Annotated in this window: 12 protein-coding genes; 3 read left to right on the forward strand and 9 right to left on the reverse strand. The window is 72.0% G+C overall.

Annotated features, from left to right (window positions below; all coding sequences use genetic code 11):
• Positions 1–6: 6 nt before the first annotated feature.
• The gene (locus tag FB465_RS12830) at positions 7–1,764 is read right to left on the reverse strand and encodes a serine/threonine-protein kinase (protein ID WP_145790408.1); all 1,758 of its coding nucleotides are present in this window, start codon (positions 1,762–1,764) and stop codon (positions 7–9) included.
• A 533-nt stretch (positions 1,765–2,297) separates the two neighbouring features.
• Here FB465_RS12830 and FB465_RS12835 point away from each other — a divergent pair.
• On the forward strand, positions 2,298–5,039 hold the full coding sequence (locus tag FB465_RS12835) for an FtsK/SpoIIIE domain-containing protein (protein WP_145790410.1): 2,742 nt from the start codon (positions 2,298–2,300) through the stop codon (positions 5,037–5,039).
• A gap of 102 nt (positions 5,040–5,141) precedes the next feature.
• On the opposite strand, the gene FB465_RS12840 is transcribed toward FB465_RS12835, so the two are convergent.
• The 6 genes from FB465_RS12840 to FB465_RS12865 all read right to left on the reverse strand — a co-directional run bounded on the left by FB465_RS12840 (position 5,142) and on the right by FB465_RS12865 (position 15,404).
• Complete coding sequence (locus tag FB465_RS12840; RefSeq protein ID WP_145790412.1) at positions 5,142–10,088, reverse strand: NAD-glutamate dehydrogenase; 4,947 nt, start codon at positions 10,086–10,088, stop codon at positions 5,142–5,144.
• Positions 10,089–10,372: 284 nt separating this feature from the next.
• On the reverse strand, positions 10,373–11,239 hold the full coding sequence (locus tag FB465_RS12845; RefSeq protein ID WP_145790414.1) for a metallophosphoesterase family protein: 867 nt from the start codon (positions 11,237–11,239) through the stop codon (positions 10,373–10,375).
• A gap of 78 nt (positions 11,240–11,317) precedes the next feature.
• Complete coding sequence (pruA, locus tag FB465_RS12850; protein ID WP_145797310.1) at positions 11,318–12,943, reverse strand: L-glutamate gamma-semialdehyde dehydrogenase; 1,626 nt, start codon at positions 12,941–12,943, stop codon at positions 11,318–11,320.
• Positions 12,944–13,042: 99 nt separating this feature from the next.
• Positions 13,043–13,702 (reverse strand): HAD family hydrolase, encoded by a 660-nt coding sequence (locus FB465_RS12855; protein ID WP_281292337.1) that lies wholly within the window; start codon positions 13,700–13,702, stop codon positions 13,043–13,045.
• 29 nt (positions 13,703–13,731) lie between these two features.
• Positions 13,732–14,241 (reverse strand): DUF6912 family protein, encoded by a 510-nt coding sequence (locus FB465_RS12860; protein WP_145790416.1) that lies wholly within the window; start codon positions 14,239–14,241, stop codon positions 13,732–13,734.
• Positions 14,242–14,336: 95 nt separating this feature from the next.
• Positions 14,337–15,404 carry a patatin-like phospholipase family protein gene (locus FB465_RS12865; protein ID WP_145790417.1) on the reverse strand — a complete coding sequence of 356 codons (1,068 nt, stop codon included), beginning with the start codon at positions 15,402–15,404 and terminating at the stop codon, positions 14,337–14,339.
• 312 nt (positions 15,405–15,716) lie between these two features.
• On the opposite strand from FB465_RS12865, the gene FB465_RS12870 reads away from it, so the two are divergent.
• On the forward strand, positions 15,717–16,232 hold the full coding sequence (locus tag FB465_RS12870) for an Rv3235 family protein (RefSeq protein WP_145790418.1): 516 nt from the start codon (positions 15,717–15,719) through the stop codon (positions 16,230–16,232).
• 107 nt (positions 16,233–16,339) lie between these two features.
• Here FB465_RS12870 and secA read toward each other — a convergent pair whose 3' ends face one another.
• Positions 16,340–19,096, reverse strand: coding sequence for a preprotein translocase subunit SecA (secA, locus tag FB465_RS12875; protein ID WP_145790419.1), 2,757 nt, complete (start codon positions 19,094–19,096; stop codon positions 16,340–16,342).
• A 293-nt stretch (positions 19,097–19,389) separates the two neighbouring features.
• Between secA and FB465_RS12880 the strand changes: the two genes are divergently transcribed.
• Positions 19,390–20,541 carry a winged helix-turn-helix domain-containing protein gene (locus FB465_RS12880; RefSeq protein WP_145790421.1) on the forward strand — a complete coding sequence of 384 codons (1,152 nt, stop codon included), beginning with the start codon at positions 19,390–19,392 and terminating at the stop codon, positions 20,539–20,541.
• Positions 20,542–20,544: 3 nt separating this feature from the next.
• Here the strand turns inward: FB465_RS12880 and FB465_RS12885 are convergent, their stop codons facing one another.
• Positions 20,545–21,267 carry a response regulator gene (locus FB465_RS12885; RefSeq protein ID WP_145797312.1) on the reverse strand — a complete coding sequence of 241 codons (723 nt, stop codon included), beginning with the start codon at positions 21,265–21,267 and terminating at the stop codon, positions 20,545–20,547.
• Between the last annotated feature and the right edge of the window lie 114 nt (positions 21,268–21,381).

Consider the following 21,381-nt stretch of genomic DNA (forward strand, 5'->3'; position numbering starts at 1 on the left):
CCGCCGTCAGCTGCCGTTGACGCTCTTGAACCAGTCGCTGACGCTGTTGAACCAGGTCCGGACGTTGTCCCAGTAGACCGGCAGATCCGTGAAGTTCCAGAGCGCGGCCGCCGCGACGGCCAGGATCAGCAGCACCATCAGGCAGCCCTTGAGGCAGCCGAGACCCGGGATGTACATCCGGTTCCGGCTGCGGCGGCGCGGCTCGCGGGCGGGCTGCGGCTCCCGCTGCTGCGGGGCGGGCGGCTCGGGCCGACGCGCGGGCGCGGGCTCGGGGCGGCGGGCCGGGACGGGCTGCGGAGCCGGCGGCGGGTAGCCCTGCGGGGCCGCCTGCTGCTGGTACGGCTGCGGCGGCGGGTAGCCCTGGGGCTGCTGGTACTGCGGCTGCCCGTACGGCTGCGGCTGGGCCGGCCGGCCTGCCGGGCCGCCCTGGTTCGCCTGGTACGGCGGCGGGGCGACCGGCGGCCGCTGGGCGTAGCCGGCGGGGCCCTGGGGCTGCTGGGGCTGGGGAGGCCGCTGGTACGGGCGGGGCGCGACCTGCGGGGCCGCGAGCTCCTGCGGGTCGAAGTAGCCGACCTCGGTCTGCTGGTTGCGGTCGCGGGCGGCGCGCAGCTGGGTCTGCCACGGGTGCGGCGACTCGGGCTGCGGGGGCGTGGCGGCGGGCGCGGCGGGCGCGGACGACGGCATGGGGGGCATCGGGGGCATGACCCTGGTGCGGTCCGCCGAGCCCTGCGGGGCGCTCATCACCTGCGTACGGTCCTCGGCGCCGAACACCTGGGCGTACCCCGCCCCCGCCGGGAGCACCTGGGTCGGGTCGGCTGAGCCCTCGACCGGTCCGGGCTCGGCGGCCGGCCGCGGGTCGGGCAGCAGCAGCGCGCCGACCTCCAGGGCCGCGTCCACCGCGGCCGGGGAGGCGTGCACGCCGATGCCCGCCGCGACCACCCGCAGGGCGTTGGCCAGCGAGACCGCGCCGGGCCGCTCGGCCGGGTTCTTGCGCAGGCAGCGCTCGATCACCGTCCAGACCGGCTCGGGCATGGTGCGGGGGCGCTCCGGGTCCTGCCGCAGGTGCGCCTGCAGGACCGCCACCGGGTTGTCGCCCTGGAACGGCGGGCGGCCGGTGACCAGCTCGTACAGCATGATCCCGGCGCCGTAGACGTCCACGGCGGAGGTCTGCGGGCGGCCGTCGGCGGACTCCGGGGCGACGTACGCGGGGGTGCCGACGAACTCGTGGGTGCGGGTGATGCCCGGGGAGTCGGCGAGGCGTGCGATGCCGAAGTCGGTGAGCATCGGGTGCATCTGCTCGCTGCCGTCCACGGTGCTCGTGGCGAGCAGCACGTTCGCGGGCTTGAGGTCGCGGTGCACCACGCCGTCGGCATGGCTGGCGGCGAGCGCGTCGGCGATCTGGGCCATCAGCAGGGCGCCCGCGATCGGGCTGAAGGGGCCGTTGCCGCGCAGGTAGCGGAACAGGTCGGGGCCCTCGACGAGGTCCATCACCAGGGCCAGCAGCTCGCCCTCGACCACCAGGTCGCGGACCCGGACGATGTTCGGGTGGTTGAGCCGCAGCAGCACCGAGCGCTCGCGCAGGAAGCGCATCACCACGTCGGGGTCGGCCGCCAGCTCCTCGCGCAGCACCTTGATCGCGACGGGACGGCCGGGCTCGATGCCGGGCACGCTGACGTCCTCGCGCACCTGGGCACGCCATACGGTGCCGGTGGCCCCGCGCCCGAGGGTCTCCTCGAGCAGATACTTGCTGCCGACTGGCCGCACCTGTGCACTCCTGTTGTCGCGACGGGTTGCCGGGCCCGTGTTTTCGGCAACTCTAACGGTGTCCGCGCAGGTTTCCGAGGCAACCGCGAGCGTGCTTCACCCGGCGGCCCAGGGGCATCCCCTAGGGCGTCCGCCAGCCGGCGAGGCAGCGGGCCGACCACAGGGGCGCGGAGAACTGCGCGAGATCGGAAGGCAACGGCCTGTATCCTCCCGCATCGCGCAGTTCTCCCCCAGCCTTCGGCCGGGAGGTACCCCCACGCGCCCCTGGGATGCCCCATCCTGATCGGTGCACCAACCGGCGGTGCCTCTGAGAGTCGGACGATCGGTCCACGTACGGCCCGACACGCCCGGGTTGACCTGACTGTCCGTCGGCTCCACCATGGCGATCATCGCAAGATCGTCAAATCCGGTACCGTGCGCGCACTGTCCGTCCCGAGTGGCAGGATGGCAGACACCACTCTTGTGGCCCCTTGGCGTCACTCCCACCGCAGCGTCAGCACAGGCAGACACGAGCAGAAGGGACCACGGGCGAGATGCAGATCCGGCTGACCGTCCTCCGACCGCGCAGCGGCCCGGCCGCGGCCGGATCGTCCACCGACGTGCTGGTGACGGCGCCGGTCGGGACGGCACTCGGCGCGGTCGCGGGCGCACTGGCGGGCGCAGTGGGCGTACGCGGCCCGCGCTCGGCCACCCATGTGCATCTGTACGCCGGTAGCCGTCGGGTCGACGAACAGACCCTGCTCGGGCACCCCCCGCTGCTGGACGGCGCCGTCCTCTCGCTCAACGAGCCCGACCCGGACGCCGACGACACCGTCCACCCCGCCACCGCCGAGCTGCGGATCGTCGGCGGGCCCGACGCGGGCGGCGTCCACCGGCTGCACGGCGAGGAGATCCGGGTCGGCCGGTCCAGCGAGGCCGACGTCCCGCTCGACGATCCGGACGTCTCCCGGCTGCACCTCTCCCTGCACCTGGGCCCCGACGGCCGGGTGACGGTCCGTGACCTCGGCTCGACCAACGGCACCGTCCTCGACGGGCGCTTCCTGCGCGACGAGGCCGCCGAACTCCCCGAGGGCGGCCTGCTCCGCGTCGGCGAGTCCACCCTCCTGGTCGCGCGTCCGGACATCGGGGAGATCTCAGGGTCGCCCAGGCAGGCCGTACCGGACGGCCTCGGCCACCTCCAGCTCGCCCCCGCGCCCCCGGCCAAGGCCGCGCTCGCCGCGCCCGCCCCGGCCGCCACCCCCGAGCCGCCCGCCGCCGGCGGCAGGGCCCGGGCCCTGCTCTCCCGTACCCTCGGCCGCTCGGGCGCCGCCGACCAGGCCCCCAGCGCGGCCCAGCAGCACGCCGCCGCCCGGGTGAGGCAGGCCGCCGCCCAGCGGGAGCGCTGGCCCGACCTGGCCTCCGTGCTGCTCACCGCGCTCGGCTCAGGACCACGGCTCTGGGAGCGCGGCCCGGCCCACCCCGACGCGCTGACGCTCCGCCTGGGCACTGCCGACCGGCCGGGCGGGCCCGGTACGGCCCCCGGCACGGTGCTGCCCGCCGTTCCCGTCACCATCGACCTGCAGATCGCGGGCAGCCTCGGCCTGGCCGGGCCCCGGGCGCGCCTCGCCGGGCTGGCCCGCGCCGTGGTGGCACAGCTGGCCGCCCTGCACCCGCCGAGCGGCCTGGGCATCGTGCTGGTCAGCGAACAGGAGGAGCAGGCGGTGGACTGGTCCTGGGCGCTGTGGCTGCCGCACCTACGGCCCGCGCACGGGCAGGACTGCCGGCTGCTGGTCGGTTTCGGCCCCGAGCAGACCCAGGCCCGGCTCGCCGAGCTGACCGCCACCGACGCCGCCTCGGGCCCGCCCGCCACCGTGCTCGTGGTGGACGGCACCCCCGCCACCCCCGCCGTCCGGGAGGCCCTGGAGCTGCTGCTGCAGCAGGGCCCGGCCCTCGGCGTCTTCCCGGTCTGCCTGGCCGAGCACGCCGATGATCTCCCCGTCGGCCTCGGCGCCACCGCGCTGGTCACCGGCGAGGTCGCCACCCAGCTCACCGTCGAGCGGCCGGCCGGTGGCGGGCGTGAGCTGGTGGACGAGGTCTCGCTGGACGCCGTCTCCCCCGCCTGGGCCGAGCGGCTGGCCCGGGTGCTCGCCCCGCTCTGCGAGGCCGCTCCCGCCGCCCGGGGGCCCCTGCCCGGCGCGCTGCGCCTGCTCGACCTGCTCCGCCTGGACACCGTCACCCCCGCCAAGCTCTCCGCCCGCTGGGCCGCACTGCCCACCACTCCCGGCACCGCCACGGCCCTGCTCGGCACCAGCCGCGACGACCTCTGCACCATCGACCTCGCCGACCCGGACCTGACCTCGCCCGAGGAGCCGGGCGGCCCGCACCTGCTGGTCGGCGGCGCCAAGGGCGCGGGCAAGACCGAACTGCTCCGCACCCTGATCGCCTCGCTCGCCGTCTCGGACCGGCCCGAGCGGCTCGGCATCACCGTCATCGAGGGCTCCGCCACCTCCGACGATCAGGCGGGCCTGCGCAGCTGCACCGACCTCCCGCACGTCACCGGCCACGTGGACGCCGCGGCCGACCCCCGGCAGGCGATGCTCGCCGCGGAGTCCCTGCTGGACGAGCTGGCGCACCGCGAGGCGCTCTTCGGCAAGCTGGACTTCGCGTCCTGGCACACCGCCCGCGCGCTGAACCACGCGCCCTCGCTGGTGACGGCGGGCAGCGCGGGCAGCGCGCCCGTGAGCATCCGGATCGCTGCCCCCCGTACGGCCCCGGAGGCCCGCACCGCCGTGCCCGCGCGGCTGGTCGTGGTGGTGGACGACTACGACGCGCTGCTGGCCCCCACCTCCGCCGCGGGCCGCCCGCTCGCCCGGGCACTCGCCGCCGTCGCCCAGCGCGGCGGCCGGCTCGGCGTGCACCTGGTGGCCGCCACCGGCTCCCCGGAGCAGACGGCCGGCAGCGAGATCGACGAGGCGGCGGCGCTGCGGATCGCGCTGCGCACCGCCGATCCGGCCGACTCCGATCTGCTGATCCACCTGGCCGACGCCGCCGCGCTGGCCGAGGACACCCCCGGCCGCGGCTACCTGCGCCGCCCCGACGGCGGGGTGACGGCCTTCCAGACCGCCCGCGTCAGCGGCCGCATCCCCCGCACGGCCACGCTCCGCCCCACCGTCGTCGCGATAGACCCCGCCCAGCTGGGCACGCCCCCGACCCGCCGCCCCGTCCGCGAACTCGGCAACGGCCCGACCGACCTCGCCCTCCTCGCCAGCGCCCTCCAGCGGGCGGCGGCGCAGTAGCCGGTAACCGATCAGGATCGGATATGCCCCTGTGGTCACCCCGCCGGAACGACGCGAGGGCGGGACCGTACAAGACGGTCCCGCCCTCGCAGCCGATCAGCCTCAGCCCATCGAGCCCGTCCGCAGCAGGGTACGGATCACGCGCATCGCGACGGAGAGGCTGGACAGCTCGTAGTTGTCCGAGCCTCTTATGTCGTCGAGGGTGGTCTTCGCCCGGCTGAGCAGGGTGGAGTTGAGCTCCGCCCAGGCCTCGTAGCGCTCCTCGGGCGCGGCGCCCTCGGGGCCGCAGGCCAGGATGTCGGCCGTGAGCGCCGCGTGGGCCGCGAAGAGGTCCTCGCGGATGGCCGCGCGGGCCATCGAGGACCACCGGTCGGTGCGCGGCAGCTCGATGATCCGGTCCAGCAGGTGGGTGATCTGCAGGCGGTCGGCCAGGTCGTAGTACAGCTCCGCGACCTCGGTGACCTCGCCGCCCGAGCGGTCCGCGACCTGGACGATGTCGAGGGTCGGGAAGGTCGAGGAGAGGCCCGCGATCCGGTTGGCCAGGGTGTCCGGCACTCCGGCCGCCGCGAGCTCCTGGTAGACCGACTCGAACCAGGCCAGGTCCTCGCCGCGGAGCGGCTTGGGCAGGCTGTCCCAGACCAGGTTGACCCGGTCGTGGAAGAACTCGATGGTGGCGGCGATGTCCAGCGGCTGGCGCCGGTTGTTGAGCATCCAGCGGGTGGCCCGCTCGACCAGCCGGCGGGAGTGCAGCCGCATCCTGGTCTGGATCCGGGCCGACACCTTGTTGTCCAGGCCCTCGACCTCGTCCCAGATCTGCTCCAGGCCGAAGACCGCGCGGGCCGCCGTGTGGGTGCGGGCGATCTCCTCGTACGTCGCCCCGGTCTCCTCGCGGAGGCGGAAGGCGAAGGTGCAGCCACCGCGGTTGATCGTGTCGTTGACGATCAGGGTGGTGATGATCTCCCGGCGCAGCGGGTGCCGGTCGATCGCGTCCGCGAAGCGCGCCCGCAGCGCCGACGGGAAGTACTCGTGCAGTGTGCTGCGGAAGTAGGGGTCGTCGGGCAGCGAGGTGGCGAGCAGCTCCTCGGCCAGCGTGATCTTCGTGTACGCGAGCAGCACGGACAGCTCGGGCTGGGAGAGCCCGCGCCCGGCCTGCTGACGCTCGCGGATCTGCTTCTCGGCGGGCAGGAACTCCAGGGCCCGGTCGAGCTGCCCGTCCGCCTCCAGGCGGTTGATCATGCGGGCGTGCACGTTGACCATGCTGCTCGCCTGGGCGACGGCGTTGGCCAGCACCACGTTCTGCGCGTAGTTGTTGCGCAGGACGAGCTGTCCGACCTCGTCGGTCATCTCGGCGAGCAGGGCGTTGCGCTGCTTGACCGTCATGTCGCCGTCGGCGACCACCTGGTTGAGCAGGATCTTGATGTTCACCTCGTGGTCCGAGGTGTCCACGCCGGCCGAGTTGTCGATGGCGTCGGTGTTGATCCAGCCGCCGGTGCCCTCGGGGCCGCCCGCCGCCGCGTACTCGATGCGGCCGAGCTGGGTGCAGCCGAGGTTGCCGCCCTCGCCGATGACGCGGGCGCGGACCTGGCCGCCGTCGACGCGGATCGCGTCGTTGGCCTTGTCGCCGACCTCGGCGTTGGTCTCGGTGGAGGCCTTGACGTAGGTGCCGATGCCGCCGTTCCAGAACAGGTCGACGGGCGCCTGAAGGATGGCCTTCATCAGCTCGGCCGGGGTGAGCTTGGACTGCTCGATGCCGAGGCGCTCGCGCACCTGCGGGGAGAGCTGGATCGCCTTGGCACTGCGCGGGAAGACCCCGCCGCCGGCCGAGATCAGCGACTTGTCGTAGTCGTCCCAGGAGCTGCGCGGCAGGTCGAAGAGCCGGCGGCGCTCGGCGTACGAGACGGCGGCGTCCGGGTTCGGGTCCAGGAAGATGTGCCGGTGGTCGAAGGCGGCGACCAGGCGGATGTGCTCGCTGAGCAGCATGCCGTTGCCGAAGACGTCACCGGACATGTCGCCGATGCCGACGACGCTGAAGTCCTCGCTCTGGGTGTCGACGCCCAGCTCGCGGAAGTTTCGCTTGACGGACTCCCAGGCGCCGCGGGCGGTGATGCCCATGCCCTTGTGGTCGTACCCGGCGGAGCCGCCGGAGGCGAAGGCATCGCCCAGCCAGAAGCCGTACGACTCGGCGACGCCGTTGGCGATGTCCGAGAAGGTCGCGGTGCCCTTGTCGGCGGCGACCACCAGGTAGGTGTCGTCCTCGTCGTGGCGGACCACGTCGACGGGGTGGACGACCTCGCCGGCCTTCAGGTTGTCGGTGATGTCGAGCAGCGCCGAGATGAAGGTCTTGTACGAGGCGATGCCCTCGGCCAGCCACGCGTCGCGGTCCACCGACGGGTCCGGGAGCTGCTTGGCGACGAAGCCGCCCTTGGCGCCGACCGGGACGATGACGGTGTTCTTGACCATCTGGGCCTTGACCAGGCCGAGGATCTCGGTCCGGAAGTCCTCGCGGCGGTCGGACCAGCGCAGACCGCCACGCGCGACCTTGCCGAAGCGCAGGTGCACGCCCTCGACCCGGGGCGAGTAGACCCAGATCTCGAAGGCCGGGCGCGGCGCCGGCAGGTCCGGGATGGCCTGCGGGTCGAACTTCATCGACACGTAGTCGTGCCACTCGCCGTCACCGGCGTGCTGGAAGAAGTTGGTCCGCAGGGTGGCCTTGATCAGGTGCAGGAAGGAGCGCAGGATGCGGTCCTCGTCCAGCGAGACGACCTCGTCGAGCGCGCCGGACAGCTCCTCGATGATGCCCTCGGTCAGCTCCTGCGCGCCCAGCTGGTGGCTGGGGCTCAGGCGGGCCTCGAAGAGGTTGACCAGCAGCCGGGTGGTGTGGGTGTTGTTGAGGAGCGCGTCCTCCATGTAGTCCTGGGAGAAGGTGCTCCCGGCCTGGCGGAGGTACTTGGCGTAGGCGCGCAGCACCACGGCCTGACGCCAGGTCAGCCCGGCGGTGAGGACGAGCTCGTTGAAGCGGTCGTTCTCGGCCTTGCCCGTCCAGGTGGCCGCGAAGGTCTCCTGGAAGCGCTCGCGGGCCGCGTCGCTCAGCCCGGTGGCCTCGCGCAGCTTGAGCCCGAAGTCGTACACCCAGGCGGTGGTGTGGTCGGAGCGGGTGAGCGCGTACGGGTGCTCGTCGAGCACCTCGACGCCCAGGCGCTGGAGGACCGGCAGGACCTCGGTGAGCGAGATCGGGCCGCCGACGCGGTAGATCTTGAAGCGGCGCTCGTCGTCGCCGGCGCCGACCGGCTGGTAGAGGTTCAGCCGGAAGTCGCCCTCGCCGTGCAGGGACTCGATCTGCTTGAGGTCGGAGACGGCGGTGCGGGCGGTGAAGTCGGCGCGGTAGCCGTCCGGGAAGGCGTTGGCGTACTTGCGGCCGAGCTCGGCGGCCTTCTCCTCGCCCAGCTCGATGTGCAGCTGGTCGTGGAAGCCGTCCATCCAGAACCGGGCGGCCTCGGCCAGCTTGGCCTCGATCCGCTCGATCTCGGCCTCGGTGAGCTGCGGGAGCTCGCTGCCCTTGGCGACCCGGACGACGAAGTGCAGACGGGTCAGGACGGACTCGGTGGAGTAGATCGTGTAGTCGATCGTGTCCCCGTTGAGCTCCGTCTTGAGGATGTCCGTCAGGCGCTCGCGGATGCGGGTGGTGTAGCGGTCGCGCGGCAGGTAGATCAGCGCGGAGAAGTAGCGCCCGTACTCGTCCTGGCGCAGGAACAGCCGCAGCCGGCGGCGCTCCTGCAGGTAGAGCACGCTGGTCGCGATGGAGAGCAGTTCTTCGGCCGGGGTCTGGAAGATCTCGTCCCGGGGGAAGGTCTCCAGGATCTGCAGCAGGTCGCGGCCGTCGTGGCTGTCGCTGCTGAAGCCGGAGCCGCCCAGGACTCCCTGGACCTTGCGGCGGACCACCGGGATGCGGGTGACGGACTCGGTGTACGCGGCGGAGGAGAACAGCCCGAGGAAGCGGCGCTCGCCGATCGGCTCGCCGTTGGCGTCGAACTTCTTGACGCCGACGTAGTCCAGGTAGGCCGGGCGGTGCACGGTCGCGCGGCTGTTGGCCTTGGTCAGGACGAGCAGCTTCTTCTCGTGCGCCTTGGCCCGGACGGGGGCGGACAGGCGGCCGAAGGCCTCGCTGACCGGGTGGTGGTCGGTGTCGTGGTTGAGCGGGTCGGAGCGCAGGACGCCCAGGCCGGTCCCGGGGACGGCCTTCAGGACCTCCTCGCCCTTGTGCTCGGCCAGGTCGTACTCGCGGTAGCCGAGGAAGGTGAAGTGGTCGTCGGCGAGCCAGCGCATCAGCTCCCAGGCCTCGCCGACCTCCTGCTCGGGCAGGTGGGCCGGGGGCTCCTCGGCGAGCTCGTCGGCGAGCCGGAGCGCGCTGTCGCGCATCTTGGACCAGTCCTCGACGACCTCGCGGACGTCGCCGAGCACGCGGCGCAGGTTGGCCTCGATCGAGTGGAGGTCCTCGCGGTCCGTCTCACGGTCGATCTCGATGTGCATCCAGGACTCGACCACCGCGTCGGCCGGCCAGTCGGTGCCGGCGGCCTGGCTGCGGGAGCAGGCGTCGAGGTCCAGGATCTCCAGCAGCCTGCCGGTGATGTCACGGCGTACGGCCAGCTGGGGGTGGATGACGACGTGGATGCCGCGGTCCTCGCGGGTCAGCTCGTTGGTGACCGAGTCGACCAGGAAGGGCATGTCGTCGGTGACGACCTCGACCACGGTGTGACCGCAGGCCCAGCCGTTCTCCTCGACGGTCGGGGTGTACACCCGGACCTCGGCGGTGCCCTGCGGGCGCTTGAGCCCGAGCCGGTAGTGGGAGGCGGCCGCGCCGTAGATGTCGACCGGATCGCGGTCGACCAGGTCCTCGGGCGCGGTGTGGAGGTAGTAGTGGTGCAGGTACGCGGTCAGAGCACCGTTGCTCAGACCCTCTCCTGGCGCCGCTCCCCCCACCTGGCTGTTCTCAGCGGCTGCTGCTGCCTTCGTGAGCAGTTCGGCCTTGGCTGCGTCCAGCTTGGTCTGCATGGCTTCTAGGCTCCTGTCGCGCGCCGTTGCGTGACTCGGTGGTGTTTGGGCGTACACCGCCGGGTCTGTCCGCAATCCTCCCCCATATTCCGGATGAAAAGCACTCATGCCACGCATAAGTTGCTCTTCGCCTGGGTACTAGGGACTTTTGGCCTGCGGAGCCACCCGACGACGCCAGTCAGCCTAACTGGCTGAAACGAAGGTGTCAGGGGACATGGAGGCACAAAGCCGCAGGAAGATCGATCCGTCCTGTCCACCTTGTCCAAACTGCAGGTCGGAGTGTGTCAGCTCCTGACAGGATCGGCGTCCCCGACCGGCAGGATCTCGCGCAGCAGCGGACGACCGGGGGCCCGGCTGCGCCACTCCCGCGGATACCCGAGCGAGACCTCCTCGAAGCGCACACCGTCGTGCCAGGTGGTGCGCGGGATGTGCAGGTGCCCGTAGACCACCGCCGCCACCGGGAACCGGCGGTGCCAGTCCCCCGTGGCCTCGGTGCCGCACCACTGGGCGAACTCGGGGAAGCGCAGCACCCGGGTGGGGTCCCGCACCAGCGGATAGTGGTTGACCAGCACCAGCGGCACCCCGGGCGGGCACTCCGCGAGCCGCCGGGCCGTGAGCTCCACCCTCGCGGCGCACCAGGCCTCCCGGCTCGGGTACGGATCCGGGTGCAGCATGAACTCGTCGGCGCACACCACGCCGGTGCGCTGCGCGTACGCCAGGCCCTCCTCCTTGGAGGCCGTGCCCGGCGGCCGGAAGGTGTAGTCGTACAGCACGAACAGCGGTGCCACCCGGACCGGCCCGCCGACTCCGTCCCAGACCGGGTACGGGTCCTCCGGGGTGAGCACGCCCAGGCCCCGGCAGACCTCCACCAGCCGCTCGTACCTGGCCACGCCGCGCAGCCGGACCGGATCGCTGTTGTGGGTCCAGAGCTCGTGGTTGCCGGGCGCCCAGACCACCTGGGCGAAGCGCGAGGCGAGCAGGCCCAGGGCCCACTCGACGTCCTCCACCCGCTCCGCCACGTCGCCCGCGACCAGCAGCCAGTCGTCCGGTGACGTGGGCCGCAGCTCGCGGACGATCTCCCGGTTGGCCTCGTACGAGATGTGCAGGTCGCTGACGGCCAGCAGCCGGCCCTCGCCCGTGCGCTCCACCATGGGCACAACTCCCCCCTCATGGACTCGGGTTGTCCCTCGGAGCATTGTCACCGACGGTGGTCGACGGATGGTCGCATCTCAGCCCATGTGCGGGTAGCGGTGGTCGGTCGGCGGCACGAAGGTCTCCTTGATCGAGCGCGCCGAGGTCCAGCGCAGCAGGTTCTGCGCCGCGCCCGCCTTGTCGTTGGTCCCCGAGGCCCGCCCGCCGCCGAAGGGCTGCTGCCCGACCACCGCGCCGGTCGGCTTGTCGTTGATGTAGAAGTTGCCCGCGGCGAAGCGGAGTTGCTCGACGGCCTGGGCGATCGCGAAGCGGTCCTGCGCGAACACCGCGCCGGTCAGCCCGTACGGCGATCCCGAGTCGACCCGGGCCAACGCCTCCTCCCAGCCGGCGTCCTCGTAGACGTGGACGGCGAGAATCGGCCCGAAGTACTCGGTCCGGAACATCTCGTTGCCGTGGTCCGAGGAGACCAGGACCGTCGGCCGGACGAACCAGCCGATGGCGTCGTCGTACTGGCCGCCCGCCGCCAGCTCCACGGCCGGGTCCTGCTTGGCCCGTTCGATCGCGGCGGTGCTCTTGGCGTAGGCACGGGCGTCGATCAGCGCGCCCATGAAGTTGGAGAGGTCGGTGACATCGCCGACGGTGAGCGCGTCGACCTCGGCCAGGAAGTCGTCCCTGATCCTCTGCCAGAGGCTGCGCGGCAGGTACGCCCGGGACAGCGCCGAGCACTTCTGGCCCTGGTACTCGAAGGCGCCCCTGATCATGGCCGTCCTCAGGATCTCCGGATCGGCCGAGCGGTGCGCGAGCAGGAAGTCCTTGCCGCCGGTCTCGCCGACGATCCGCGGGTACGACCGGTAGGAGCCGATGTTGGCGCCGATGGTCCTCCACAGCGCCTGGAACGTCCCGGTCGATCCGGTGAAGTGCAGACCGGCCAGCGCCGGGTCGGCCAGCGCCACCTGGGACAGCTGCTGCCCGTCCCCGGTCACCATGTTGATCACCCCGGGTGGCAGCCCGGCCGCCTCCAGCACCCGCATCAGGTAGAAGGCGGAGAGAGTCTGGGTGGGCGAGGGCTTCCAGACCACCGTGTTGCCCATCAGCGCCGGCGCGGTCGGCAGGTTCCCCGCGATCGCGGTGAAGTTGAACGGCGTGATCGCGTAGACGAAGCCCTCCAGCGGCCGGTGGTCGGTGCGGTTCCACACCCCGGGGGAGGACTGCGGCTGGTCGGCCAGGATCTGCCGGGCGAAGTGCACGTTGAAGCGCCAGAAGTCGATCAGCTCGCAGGCCGAGTCGATCTCGGCCTGCTGGACGGTCTTGGACTGGCCGAGCATGGTGGCCGCGTTCAGCGTCTGCCGCCAGGGCCCCGCCAGCAGGTCGGCCGCCCGGAGGAAGACGGCCGCCCGGTCGTCGAAGGAGAGTGAGCGCCACCCGGGTGCCGCCGCGAGCGCCGCGTCCACGGCCAGCCTGGCGTCCTCGCGGGTGGCATGGCCGAGGACCCCCAGCTTGGCGGCGTGGTGGTGCGGCTGGACGACGTCGACCCGTTCGCCACCGCCGAAGCGCTGCTCCCCCGCGATCGTCATCGGCAGCGGGATCTGTTCGGCGGCCAGCTCGTCCAGCCTCCGCTCGAGCCGCTCGCGTTCCGGGCTGCCGGGCGCGTACGTGTGCACAGGCTCGTTGCTGGGGACCGGCACCTGTGTCACCGCGTCGATGGGCATGTCGTCTCCGGCCTGTCTCGGTACGTACGTCAATCCCAGATTGACGAGTTCGCGCCGATTCGACCGAGGTGACACGCCCTTACCGCAGGGGGCTCACGCCACGAGCTGCTCCGCGAGCTCCACCGCCTCGGCGAGGCTGTCCACCACGGGGACGCCGAGCGGCTCCAGCTTCGCCCGGGTGTGCGAACCGCCGGTGTACAGCACGGCCCTGGCCCCGGCGGCCAGCGCGGCCATCCCGTCGTCCGCGGCGTCACCGATCAGCACGGTGCGGCGCGGGTCCACCACGGCGCCGAGGGCTTCCAGATGACGCTGCAGGTAGACGCTCTTCCCCTCGCCCTCGGAGGTGCCGACCCGGCCGTCCACCCGGACGAAGTGCCTCTCGATCCCGTGCGCGCGCACCTGCGGGACCAGCCTGTGGTGCTCGTGCATCGAGAGCAGCGACTGGCTCCGCCCCGCCGCGACCCACTCCGCCAGCAGCTCGCGCGCGCCCGCCGTCAGACCGCAGGAGACGCTCAGCTCGCTGTAGTGCTCCTGGAAGGTCGCGTCGAGTACCTCCCACTCACTCCGGCTGGGCACCCGGCCGAGCAGCAGCTCGTAGAACTTCGGGATCGGGAAGCAGTACAGCTCGCGGTAGCGCTCGACCGTGATCGGCGCCATGCCGAGCGTCGCGAAGGCGGCATTGCTCGCGGCGACCACTGCCTCCATGTCGTGCAGCAGCGTGCCGTTCCAGTCCCAGACGATGTGAGTACGCACCCAGGAACGGTAACCGGCCGCACCGACAATCAGCCAAGGAGAGCGGGGATCTCCTGCGTCGCGAACCAGAGCAGCTCGTGGTCCTCCGCCCCGTCCACGGTGAACTGGGCGTCGCTGTCGCCCTTGTCCGCGGCCGCGATCGCCTCGGCGGCGGCCGCGATCTCGCCGGTCACGTCCGCGTCCTCCACGTCGGCGTGCACGGCGGCGGCCTTGGCCAGCGGGAGCGGGCCCTTCAGCACCACCCGGCCGAGCGAGCCCTGGTCCTGGTACTCGTCACCGGCGAACGGCGCCACCGCGGAGTCCGCCACCTCGACCGCGACCACCACCCGGCGGCGGGGAGCCGCCTGGTCCTCGGCGAGCAGCCGCAGCGAGGCCTGGGCGGCCCGGTTGAGCGCCGCGTACTCCAGCTCCTCCAGGTCGTCGCTGACGTACCACTCGCGCAGCGCGGGTGTCACGGCGTAGGCCACCGACTGGTCCAGGACACCGCCCGGGTGCGCCGCCGCCAGGCCGTTCAAGGTGGTGGGCACGTACACGCGCATCGGGGGGCTCCGGTTCATCGGTGGACTTCACGCTTCCCCCCAAGAATAGGGCGCACGTGACCGTCCATCACGCGTCAGCGGCCGGCCCTCACCGGTCACCGACTGGCCGCCAGGGCGGCCCGGCTGGTCCGCAGCGCCGTCTCCAGGACGTCGCCACGGCGGGCCGGGTCCATCATGTTGGGGCCCATCACTGCCAGGTCCTCCAGCGTCGGCGCGAGCAGCTGCACCCGGGTGCCGGCCGCCCGCAGGATCCGGGCCTCGCGCAGCATCTGGCGCGTCACCGCCCGGCGGTAGCGGCTGACCAGCTGGGCCAGCACGCCCTTCGGCCGGTCCCTGGCCCGCCACTCCCGCAGTGCGGCGACCGTCCCGCGCCCCGTCTCGGCCCGCCCGGCCGGGTGCAGGCGCAGCGCCATCGGCGCGAGCACGTACACCTCGTCCAGGCCACGGCCCACCATCAGGTCCACGTTGGTGGCCGACCAGCAGCCGCCGTCGACGTACTGGCTGCCGTTCACGTTCACCGGGGCGAACCAGCCCGGGATCGCGCAGGAGGCCATCACCGCCTCGGCCACCTCGGCGGCCGGCGCCTCGGGGTCGCCGAAGGTCACCCGGCGGCCCGTCCGGTAGTCCACGGCCGCCACCCGCAGTCCGGACCCGGCCGGCCAGCCGTCCGATCCCATCAGGCCGCGCACCAGCTCGCCGACCGGTGCGACCGAGCCGCGTCCGGTCGGCACGACGGCGGAGACCATGGTCAGGAAGGGGTACTCGCTCGGGTGCCGTACGGCGTCCCTCAGCAGACCCGGCGAGCCGATCCCGGGCCGGGGGCGGGGCGGCAGCGCACCACCGGCGGCGGTGTCGTAGTCGAACTCCACCCCGGCCAGCGGGCCGGTGACGACCGGCAGGCCGCGCTGGTGGTCCCGCAACTCCTCGGACCGCACACCGGCGGCCAGCATGGTGCCCAGGATCGATCCCGCCGAGGTCCCGAGGATCACCTCGGCCTCCCCCGGCTGCCATCCCGTGGCCTCCTCGACCGCGCACAGCGCCCCGACCGTCCAGGCCGCACCGAGCATGCCGCCCCCGCCCAGCACCAGTCCGCGCCGTACGCCGTCGCGCGATGCCAGCAGGCCCTCGCCGCTCGAAGCCTGGGTCGAAGCCTGAGTCACCATGCCGCTGCCGCCTCTCCGGATCGTCTTCCCCCGATCCTCCTTCCTACCGGACGGTAGGACCGTCGCCGCAACGGGGCCGCAACGCGAAGTTTGCCCGGCGTGCGTCCCCCTTCGTGCGCCGTCGGCCGCCGACGTACGTCAACCGGATGCCCGATCGGCACCGTCCACGCCGCCGGAGCCCCACCGGACATCACCCGGATAGGTGACACGTCCGGTCCCGCCCGACGCCGGGGAGAGGGTCGTTGCCGCCGCCTCCGGGCCCGGGTAGCAAGGACCCCGACAGATGGTGACAGCACCCAGGAGGTTCCGCACATGGTCGAGACCGCAGCCGTACGGCACCTCACCGCGCTGCACGCCCCGCGCGTCCGCCCCCTGGTGCACGCCACCGGACACCCGCACGCCCGCCGCCCGGCCCGTACGCCGCACCCGCACCCCTGTGCGCCCGCGCCCGCCGAGCCCCGCCGCCCCCGGCACCCGCGCGCCGCCTGCGCCCCGGCCCACGGCGGCCACGGCGAGCTCGCCACCCGGTTCGCGCACCGCCTGGTCGAGGTCCTCACCGGCCTGCGCCCGGCCGGGCAGCTCCAGCGCCACACCACCGTCCCCGGGTACCAGCAGCTCACCGCCCTGGTCCGGAGCGGCCCGCTGCGCCCGCGCGGCCGGGTGACCGGTCACCGGCTCGGGCGGGTCTACGACTCGGCACCGGTGCCCGGTGCGCTGGAGGTGTGTGTCCGGGTGGAGTTCGGGCCGCGCCACCACATGGTCGCCTTCCGCCTTGAACAACACCGGCGGACCGAGCAGTGGCAGTGCGCCGCCGTCGAAGCGCGCTGAGGGCGAACAGACAGGGGCGCAGGGAACTGCGCGCGAGTCCATGCGCCTCCGTGGAGGGCTGGTCGCGCAGTTCCCCGCGCCCCTGGTGGATCCCTTGCCCGGGCGGGCTACTTACGGCGGCGGCCCTTGGCCGCCTTCGCGGCCTTGCGGCGCTCGGCGCGGGTGAGCCCGTCGCCCTCGTCCGCCCCGAGGTCCTCGAACTCGCCCTCGATCACCGTGTCGTCACCGTCGACCGTGGGGGCCGTGTAGTGCAGCCGCTGCGGCTTGGGGGCCTCCAGGCCCTTGGCCTTGATCTCCGGCCGGCCGGCGTCCCGCTCGAGCTTCTCCAGCACGACCTCGGCATCCTCGAGAGGCACCTCCTCGACCTGCTGCTCGACCTGGACCTCCAGGTTGAACAGGTAGCCGACGGACTCCTCCTTGATGCCCTCCATCATCGCGGTGAACATGTCGAAGCCCTCGCGCTGGTACTCGACCAGCGGGTCGCGCTGCGCCATGGCCCGCAGGCCGATGCCCTCCTGCAGGTAGTCCATCTCGTAGAGGTGCTCGCGCCAGCGGCGGTCGAGCACCGAGAGGACGACCCGGCGCTCGAGCTCGCGCATGATCTCCGAGCCGAGCTGGTCCTCGCGAGCGCCGTACTGGGCCTGGATGTCCTCCTGGACCACCTTGCTGAGGAACTCGGAGGTCAGGCCGGCCGGGCCGCCCGCCTCCTCCTCCAGGTCCTCCAGGTCGAGGGTGACCGGGTAGAGCTGCTTGAGGGCCGTCCAGAGCTTCTCGAGGTCCCAGTCGTCCTCGAAGCCCTCACCGGTCGCGGCGCTGACGTACGCCTCGACGGTGTCGTCCATGAAGTGGCCGATCTGCTCCTGCAGGTCCTCGCCCTCCAGGACGCGGCGGCGCTCGCCGTAGATGACCTCGCGCTGGCGGTTCAGCACCTCGTCGTACTTGAGGACGTTCTTGCGGATCTCGAAGTTCTGCTGCTCGACCTGGGTCTGGGCGGACGCGATCGCGCGCGTGACCATCTTCGACTCGATCGGCACGTCCTCCGGGACGTTCGCCATCGACAGCACGCGCTCGACCATGCCGGCCTTGAAGAGACGCATCAGGTCGTCACCGAGCGAGAGGTAGAACCGGGACTCGCCCGGGTCGCCCTGACGGCCGGAGCGGCCGCGCAGCTGGTTGTCGATGCGCCGCGACTCGTGGCGCTCGGTGCCCAGCACGTAGAGGCCGCCGATCTCCTGCACCTCGATCTGCTCGGCCTTCACGGCCGCCTTGGCCTTCTCCAGCGCGCTCGGGAAGGCCGCCTCGTACTCCTCCGGGGTGTCCACCGGGGTGATGCCGCGCTGGGCCAGCTCGGCCGCCGCGAGGTGGTCGGGGTTGCCGCCGAGCATGATGTCGGTGCCACGGCCGGCCATGTTGGTGGCGACCGTGACGGCGCCCTTGCGGCCGGCCTGGGCGACGATCTGCGCCTCGCGCTCGTGGTGCTTGGCGTTGAGGACCTCGTGCGGCACGCCGCGCTTGCGCAGCTCCTGCGAGAGGTACTCGGACTTCTCGACCGAGACGGTGCCGACCAGGACCGGCTGGCCCTTCTCGTGCTTCTCGACGATGTCCTCGACCACGGCGGCGAACTTGGCCGGCTCCGACTTGTAGATCAGGTCGGGCTGGTCGATGCGCAGCGGGGTCTTGTTGGTCGGGATCGGGACGACGCCGAGCTTGTAGATCTGGTGGAACTCCGCCGCCTCGGTGGTGGCGGTACCGGTCATGCCGGAGAGCTTGTCGTACAGGCGGAAGAAGTTCTGCAGGGTGATGGTGGCCAGCGTCTGGTTCTCGTTCTGGACCTCCACCCCCTCCTTGGCCTCGATCGCCTGGTGCATGCCCTCGTTGTAGCGGCGGCCCGCGAGGATACGGCCGGTGTGCTCGTCAACGATCATGACCTCGCCGTTCATCACGACGTAGTCCTTGTCGTTCTTGTAGAGCTCCTTGGCCTTGATGGCGTTGTTCAGGAACCCGACGAGCGGCGTGTTGACCGACTCGTAGAGGTTGTCGATGCCGAGGTAGTCCTCGACCCGGGTGACACCCTCCTCGAGCACGCCCACGGTGCGCTTCTTCTCGTCGACCTCGTAGTCGCGGTCGCGCTTGAGGCGCTGCACCAGCTTGGCGAAGTCGGCGTACCACTTGGTCGCCTGGTCGGCCGGGCCGGAGATGATCAGCGGGGTACGGGCCTCGTCGATCAGGATCGAGTCGACCTCGTCGACGATCGCGAAGTTGTGGCCGCGCTGGACGAGTTCGTCCTGCGACCAGGCCATGTTGTCGCGCAGGTAGTCGAAGCCGAACTCGTTGTTGGTGCCATACGTGATGTCCATCCCGTACTGGCGCTTGCGCTCGGCGGGCGACATGCTGCCGAGGATCACGCCGACCTCGAGCCCGAGGAAGCGGTGCACCCGGCCCATCCACTCCGAGTCACGCTCGGCGAGGTAGTCGTTGACCGTGATCAGGTGAACGCCCTTGCCGGTCAGCGCGTTGAGGTAGGCCGGCAGCGTGCCGACCAGGGTCTTGCCCTCACCGGTACGCATCTCGGCGACGTACCCGAAGTGCAGGGCCGCGCCACCCATCAGCTGGACGTCGTAGTGCCGCTGGCCGAGGACGCGCTTCGCCGCCTCGCGGACGGTCGCGAAGGCCTCGGGGAGGATGTCGTCCAGGGTCTCGCCGTCGGAGAGACGCTGCTTGTACTCGTCGGTCAGCGCGCGCAGCTCGTCGTCCGTGAGGTTGACGAAGTCCTCTTCGATGGAGTTGACCTGGGCGGCAATCCGCTGCAGCTTGCGAAGGATCTTGCCTTCGCCTGCGCGCAGGATCTTGTCGAAGACGGACACTTGAGCGGGCTCCTTGCCTGGATCGGCTCTGGACGACTGCGGGGCGGGGTTTACCCCACCGTACGGGCCATCGTATGCGAGGAGACCAACGCGCCGGGAGGTGCGTCAGCACGGTATTCCCGTGTCACCCGGGAGAGCACATGCATCGATAGCACGACCCGGTGGGGCAAAACGGTCACCGTCCGCCTCCTCGCGCAGCGTTGTACGTGCGGGATCGCGCTTTGGTTCCCGCCCCGCTTGTCAGTGCCGCTTGTCGGTGCCGCTTGTCAGTGCCGCGTTCTACCCTGCCCGACATGAGTCCCCTCACCCTCTCCGCCGACGAGGCCCGCCGGACAGCCCTCCGGGCCCAGGGCCTGCTGGGCGCCCCCGACCGTCGCGCCGGGGTGCGCGGGGTGCTCCGGCACCTGGGCGCCGTCCAGCTCGACACGATCTCGGTGCTGGCCCGCTCGCACGAGCTGATCCCGTACGCGCGTCTCGGTGCCGTCGGGCGGCCGGCGGTCGAGAAGGCGTACTGGGGCTCGGAGACCACCTTCGAGTACTGGTCGCACGCCGCCTGCATCCTGCCGGTGGAGGAGTGGCCGCTGTTCGCCTTCCGCCGCCGCGCGTACCGCGGCCGCGGCCACCTCTGGGGCCACCAGGTCACGCCGGAGACGTACCGGCACGTGCTGGACAAGCTCCGCACCGAGGGCCCGCTGACCTCGACCGAGCTCGGCGGCGCCAAGAAGACCTCGGAGTGGTGGGACTGGTCCGACACCAAGATCGCCGTCGAGCGCGCACTCGCCTTCGGCGACGTGGTCTGCACCGAGCGCCGCAGCTGGAAGCGGGTGTACGAGCTCGCCGAGCAGGCCATCCCGGCCGAGCTCTACGGGCAGGAGCTCAGTGACGAGGAGTGCCTGCGCAGGCTGGTCGCCCAGGCGGGCGCGGCACTCGGGGTGGCCACCAGAGCGGATCTGATGGACTATCACCGCCTCAAGGCCGACCAGGTGGAGTCCGTCCTGGGCGACTCCGGCCTGGTGCCGGTCCAGGTGGCCGGCTGGGGCGCCCCCGCATGGGCCGATCCGGCAGCACTGGCCACCGAACCGCGCGGCCGGCACCGGACGACGCTGCTCTCGCCCTTCGACTCGTTGGTCTGGGACCGCCCGCGCACCGAGCGGATCTTCGGCATGACGCACCGCCTGGAGGCGTACACCCCCAAACACAAGCGGGTGCACGGCTACTTCGCGATGCCGCTGCTGGCCGGCGGCCGCCTGGTCGGCCGGGTCGATCCGGCCCGCGAAGGGCGCACGCTGGTGGCCCGCCAGGTCTCACTGGACGCGCCGAAGCACGTCGAAGCCCTGGCCCAGGCCCTGCGCGAGGCGGCCGAGTGGGTGGGCTGCGACTCCGTACGGGTCGAGGCGCTCGGCGACGAGGCGCTGCGGCCCGCGCTGGAGAAACTGCTCCGCTGAGGATCAGCCTATTTCGAGGATCTTCTCCCGCATCGCGTAGACCACGGCCTCCATCCGGGAGTGCAGCTGCAGCTTCTCCAGGATGTTGCGGACGTGGTTCTTCACGGTGTTCTCACTGATGAAGAGCTCCTTGGCGATCTCCCGGTTGTTCATCCCGGTGGCCACCAGCTTGAGCACCTCCAGCTCGCGGTCGGTGAGCCGCGGGGCGGGCACCAACTCCCGGTCGTCCGAACGCCGCTGAATCATCGACTTGAACTCGGTGAGCAGCTTGGACGCCATCGAGGGGCTGATCTGCGACTGCCCGTCGGCGACCGCCCGGATCGCCGTGGCGACCTCGTCGGTGGAGATCTCCTTGAGCAGATAGCCCGTGGCGCCGGCCTTGATCGCCTCGTAGAGGTCGGCTTCCTCGTCGCTTATCGTCAGCATGATGATCTTGGCGCTGGGCACCACGTCCTTGATCGCGGTGCAGGCCTCGATCCCGCTGCGGCGAGGCATCCGGACGTCCATCAGGATGATGTCGGGCAGCAGGTCGGCGGCCTTGAGCACCGCCTCGGCGCCGTCACCCGCCTCGCCGATGACCTTGATGTCCTCCTCCTCGGCCAGCACGATCTCCAGGCCGCGGCGGAACAGCGCGTGGTCGTCCACCACCAGGACCCGGATCGGCTCGGCGCGGCGGGGGGCGTAGTCGGACTCCCCGGCCGCCCCCGGCCCCAGGCTGCCCCTCATCCCCTGATTGGGCTCCCCCATCGGCTCCTCCCCCGGTCGACGGTCGATGTCGCGCCAATCATTCCACGGCCGGCCGCCCTGTGATCACCCTCCGCCGTCGGACCGCCCAGCTGG

The organism is Kitasatospora atroaurantiaca (assembly GCF_007828955.1).
Classification (GTDB): domain Bacteria; phylum Actinomycetota; class Actinomycetes; order Streptomycetales; family Streptomycetaceae; genus Kitasatospora; species Kitasatospora atroaurantiaca.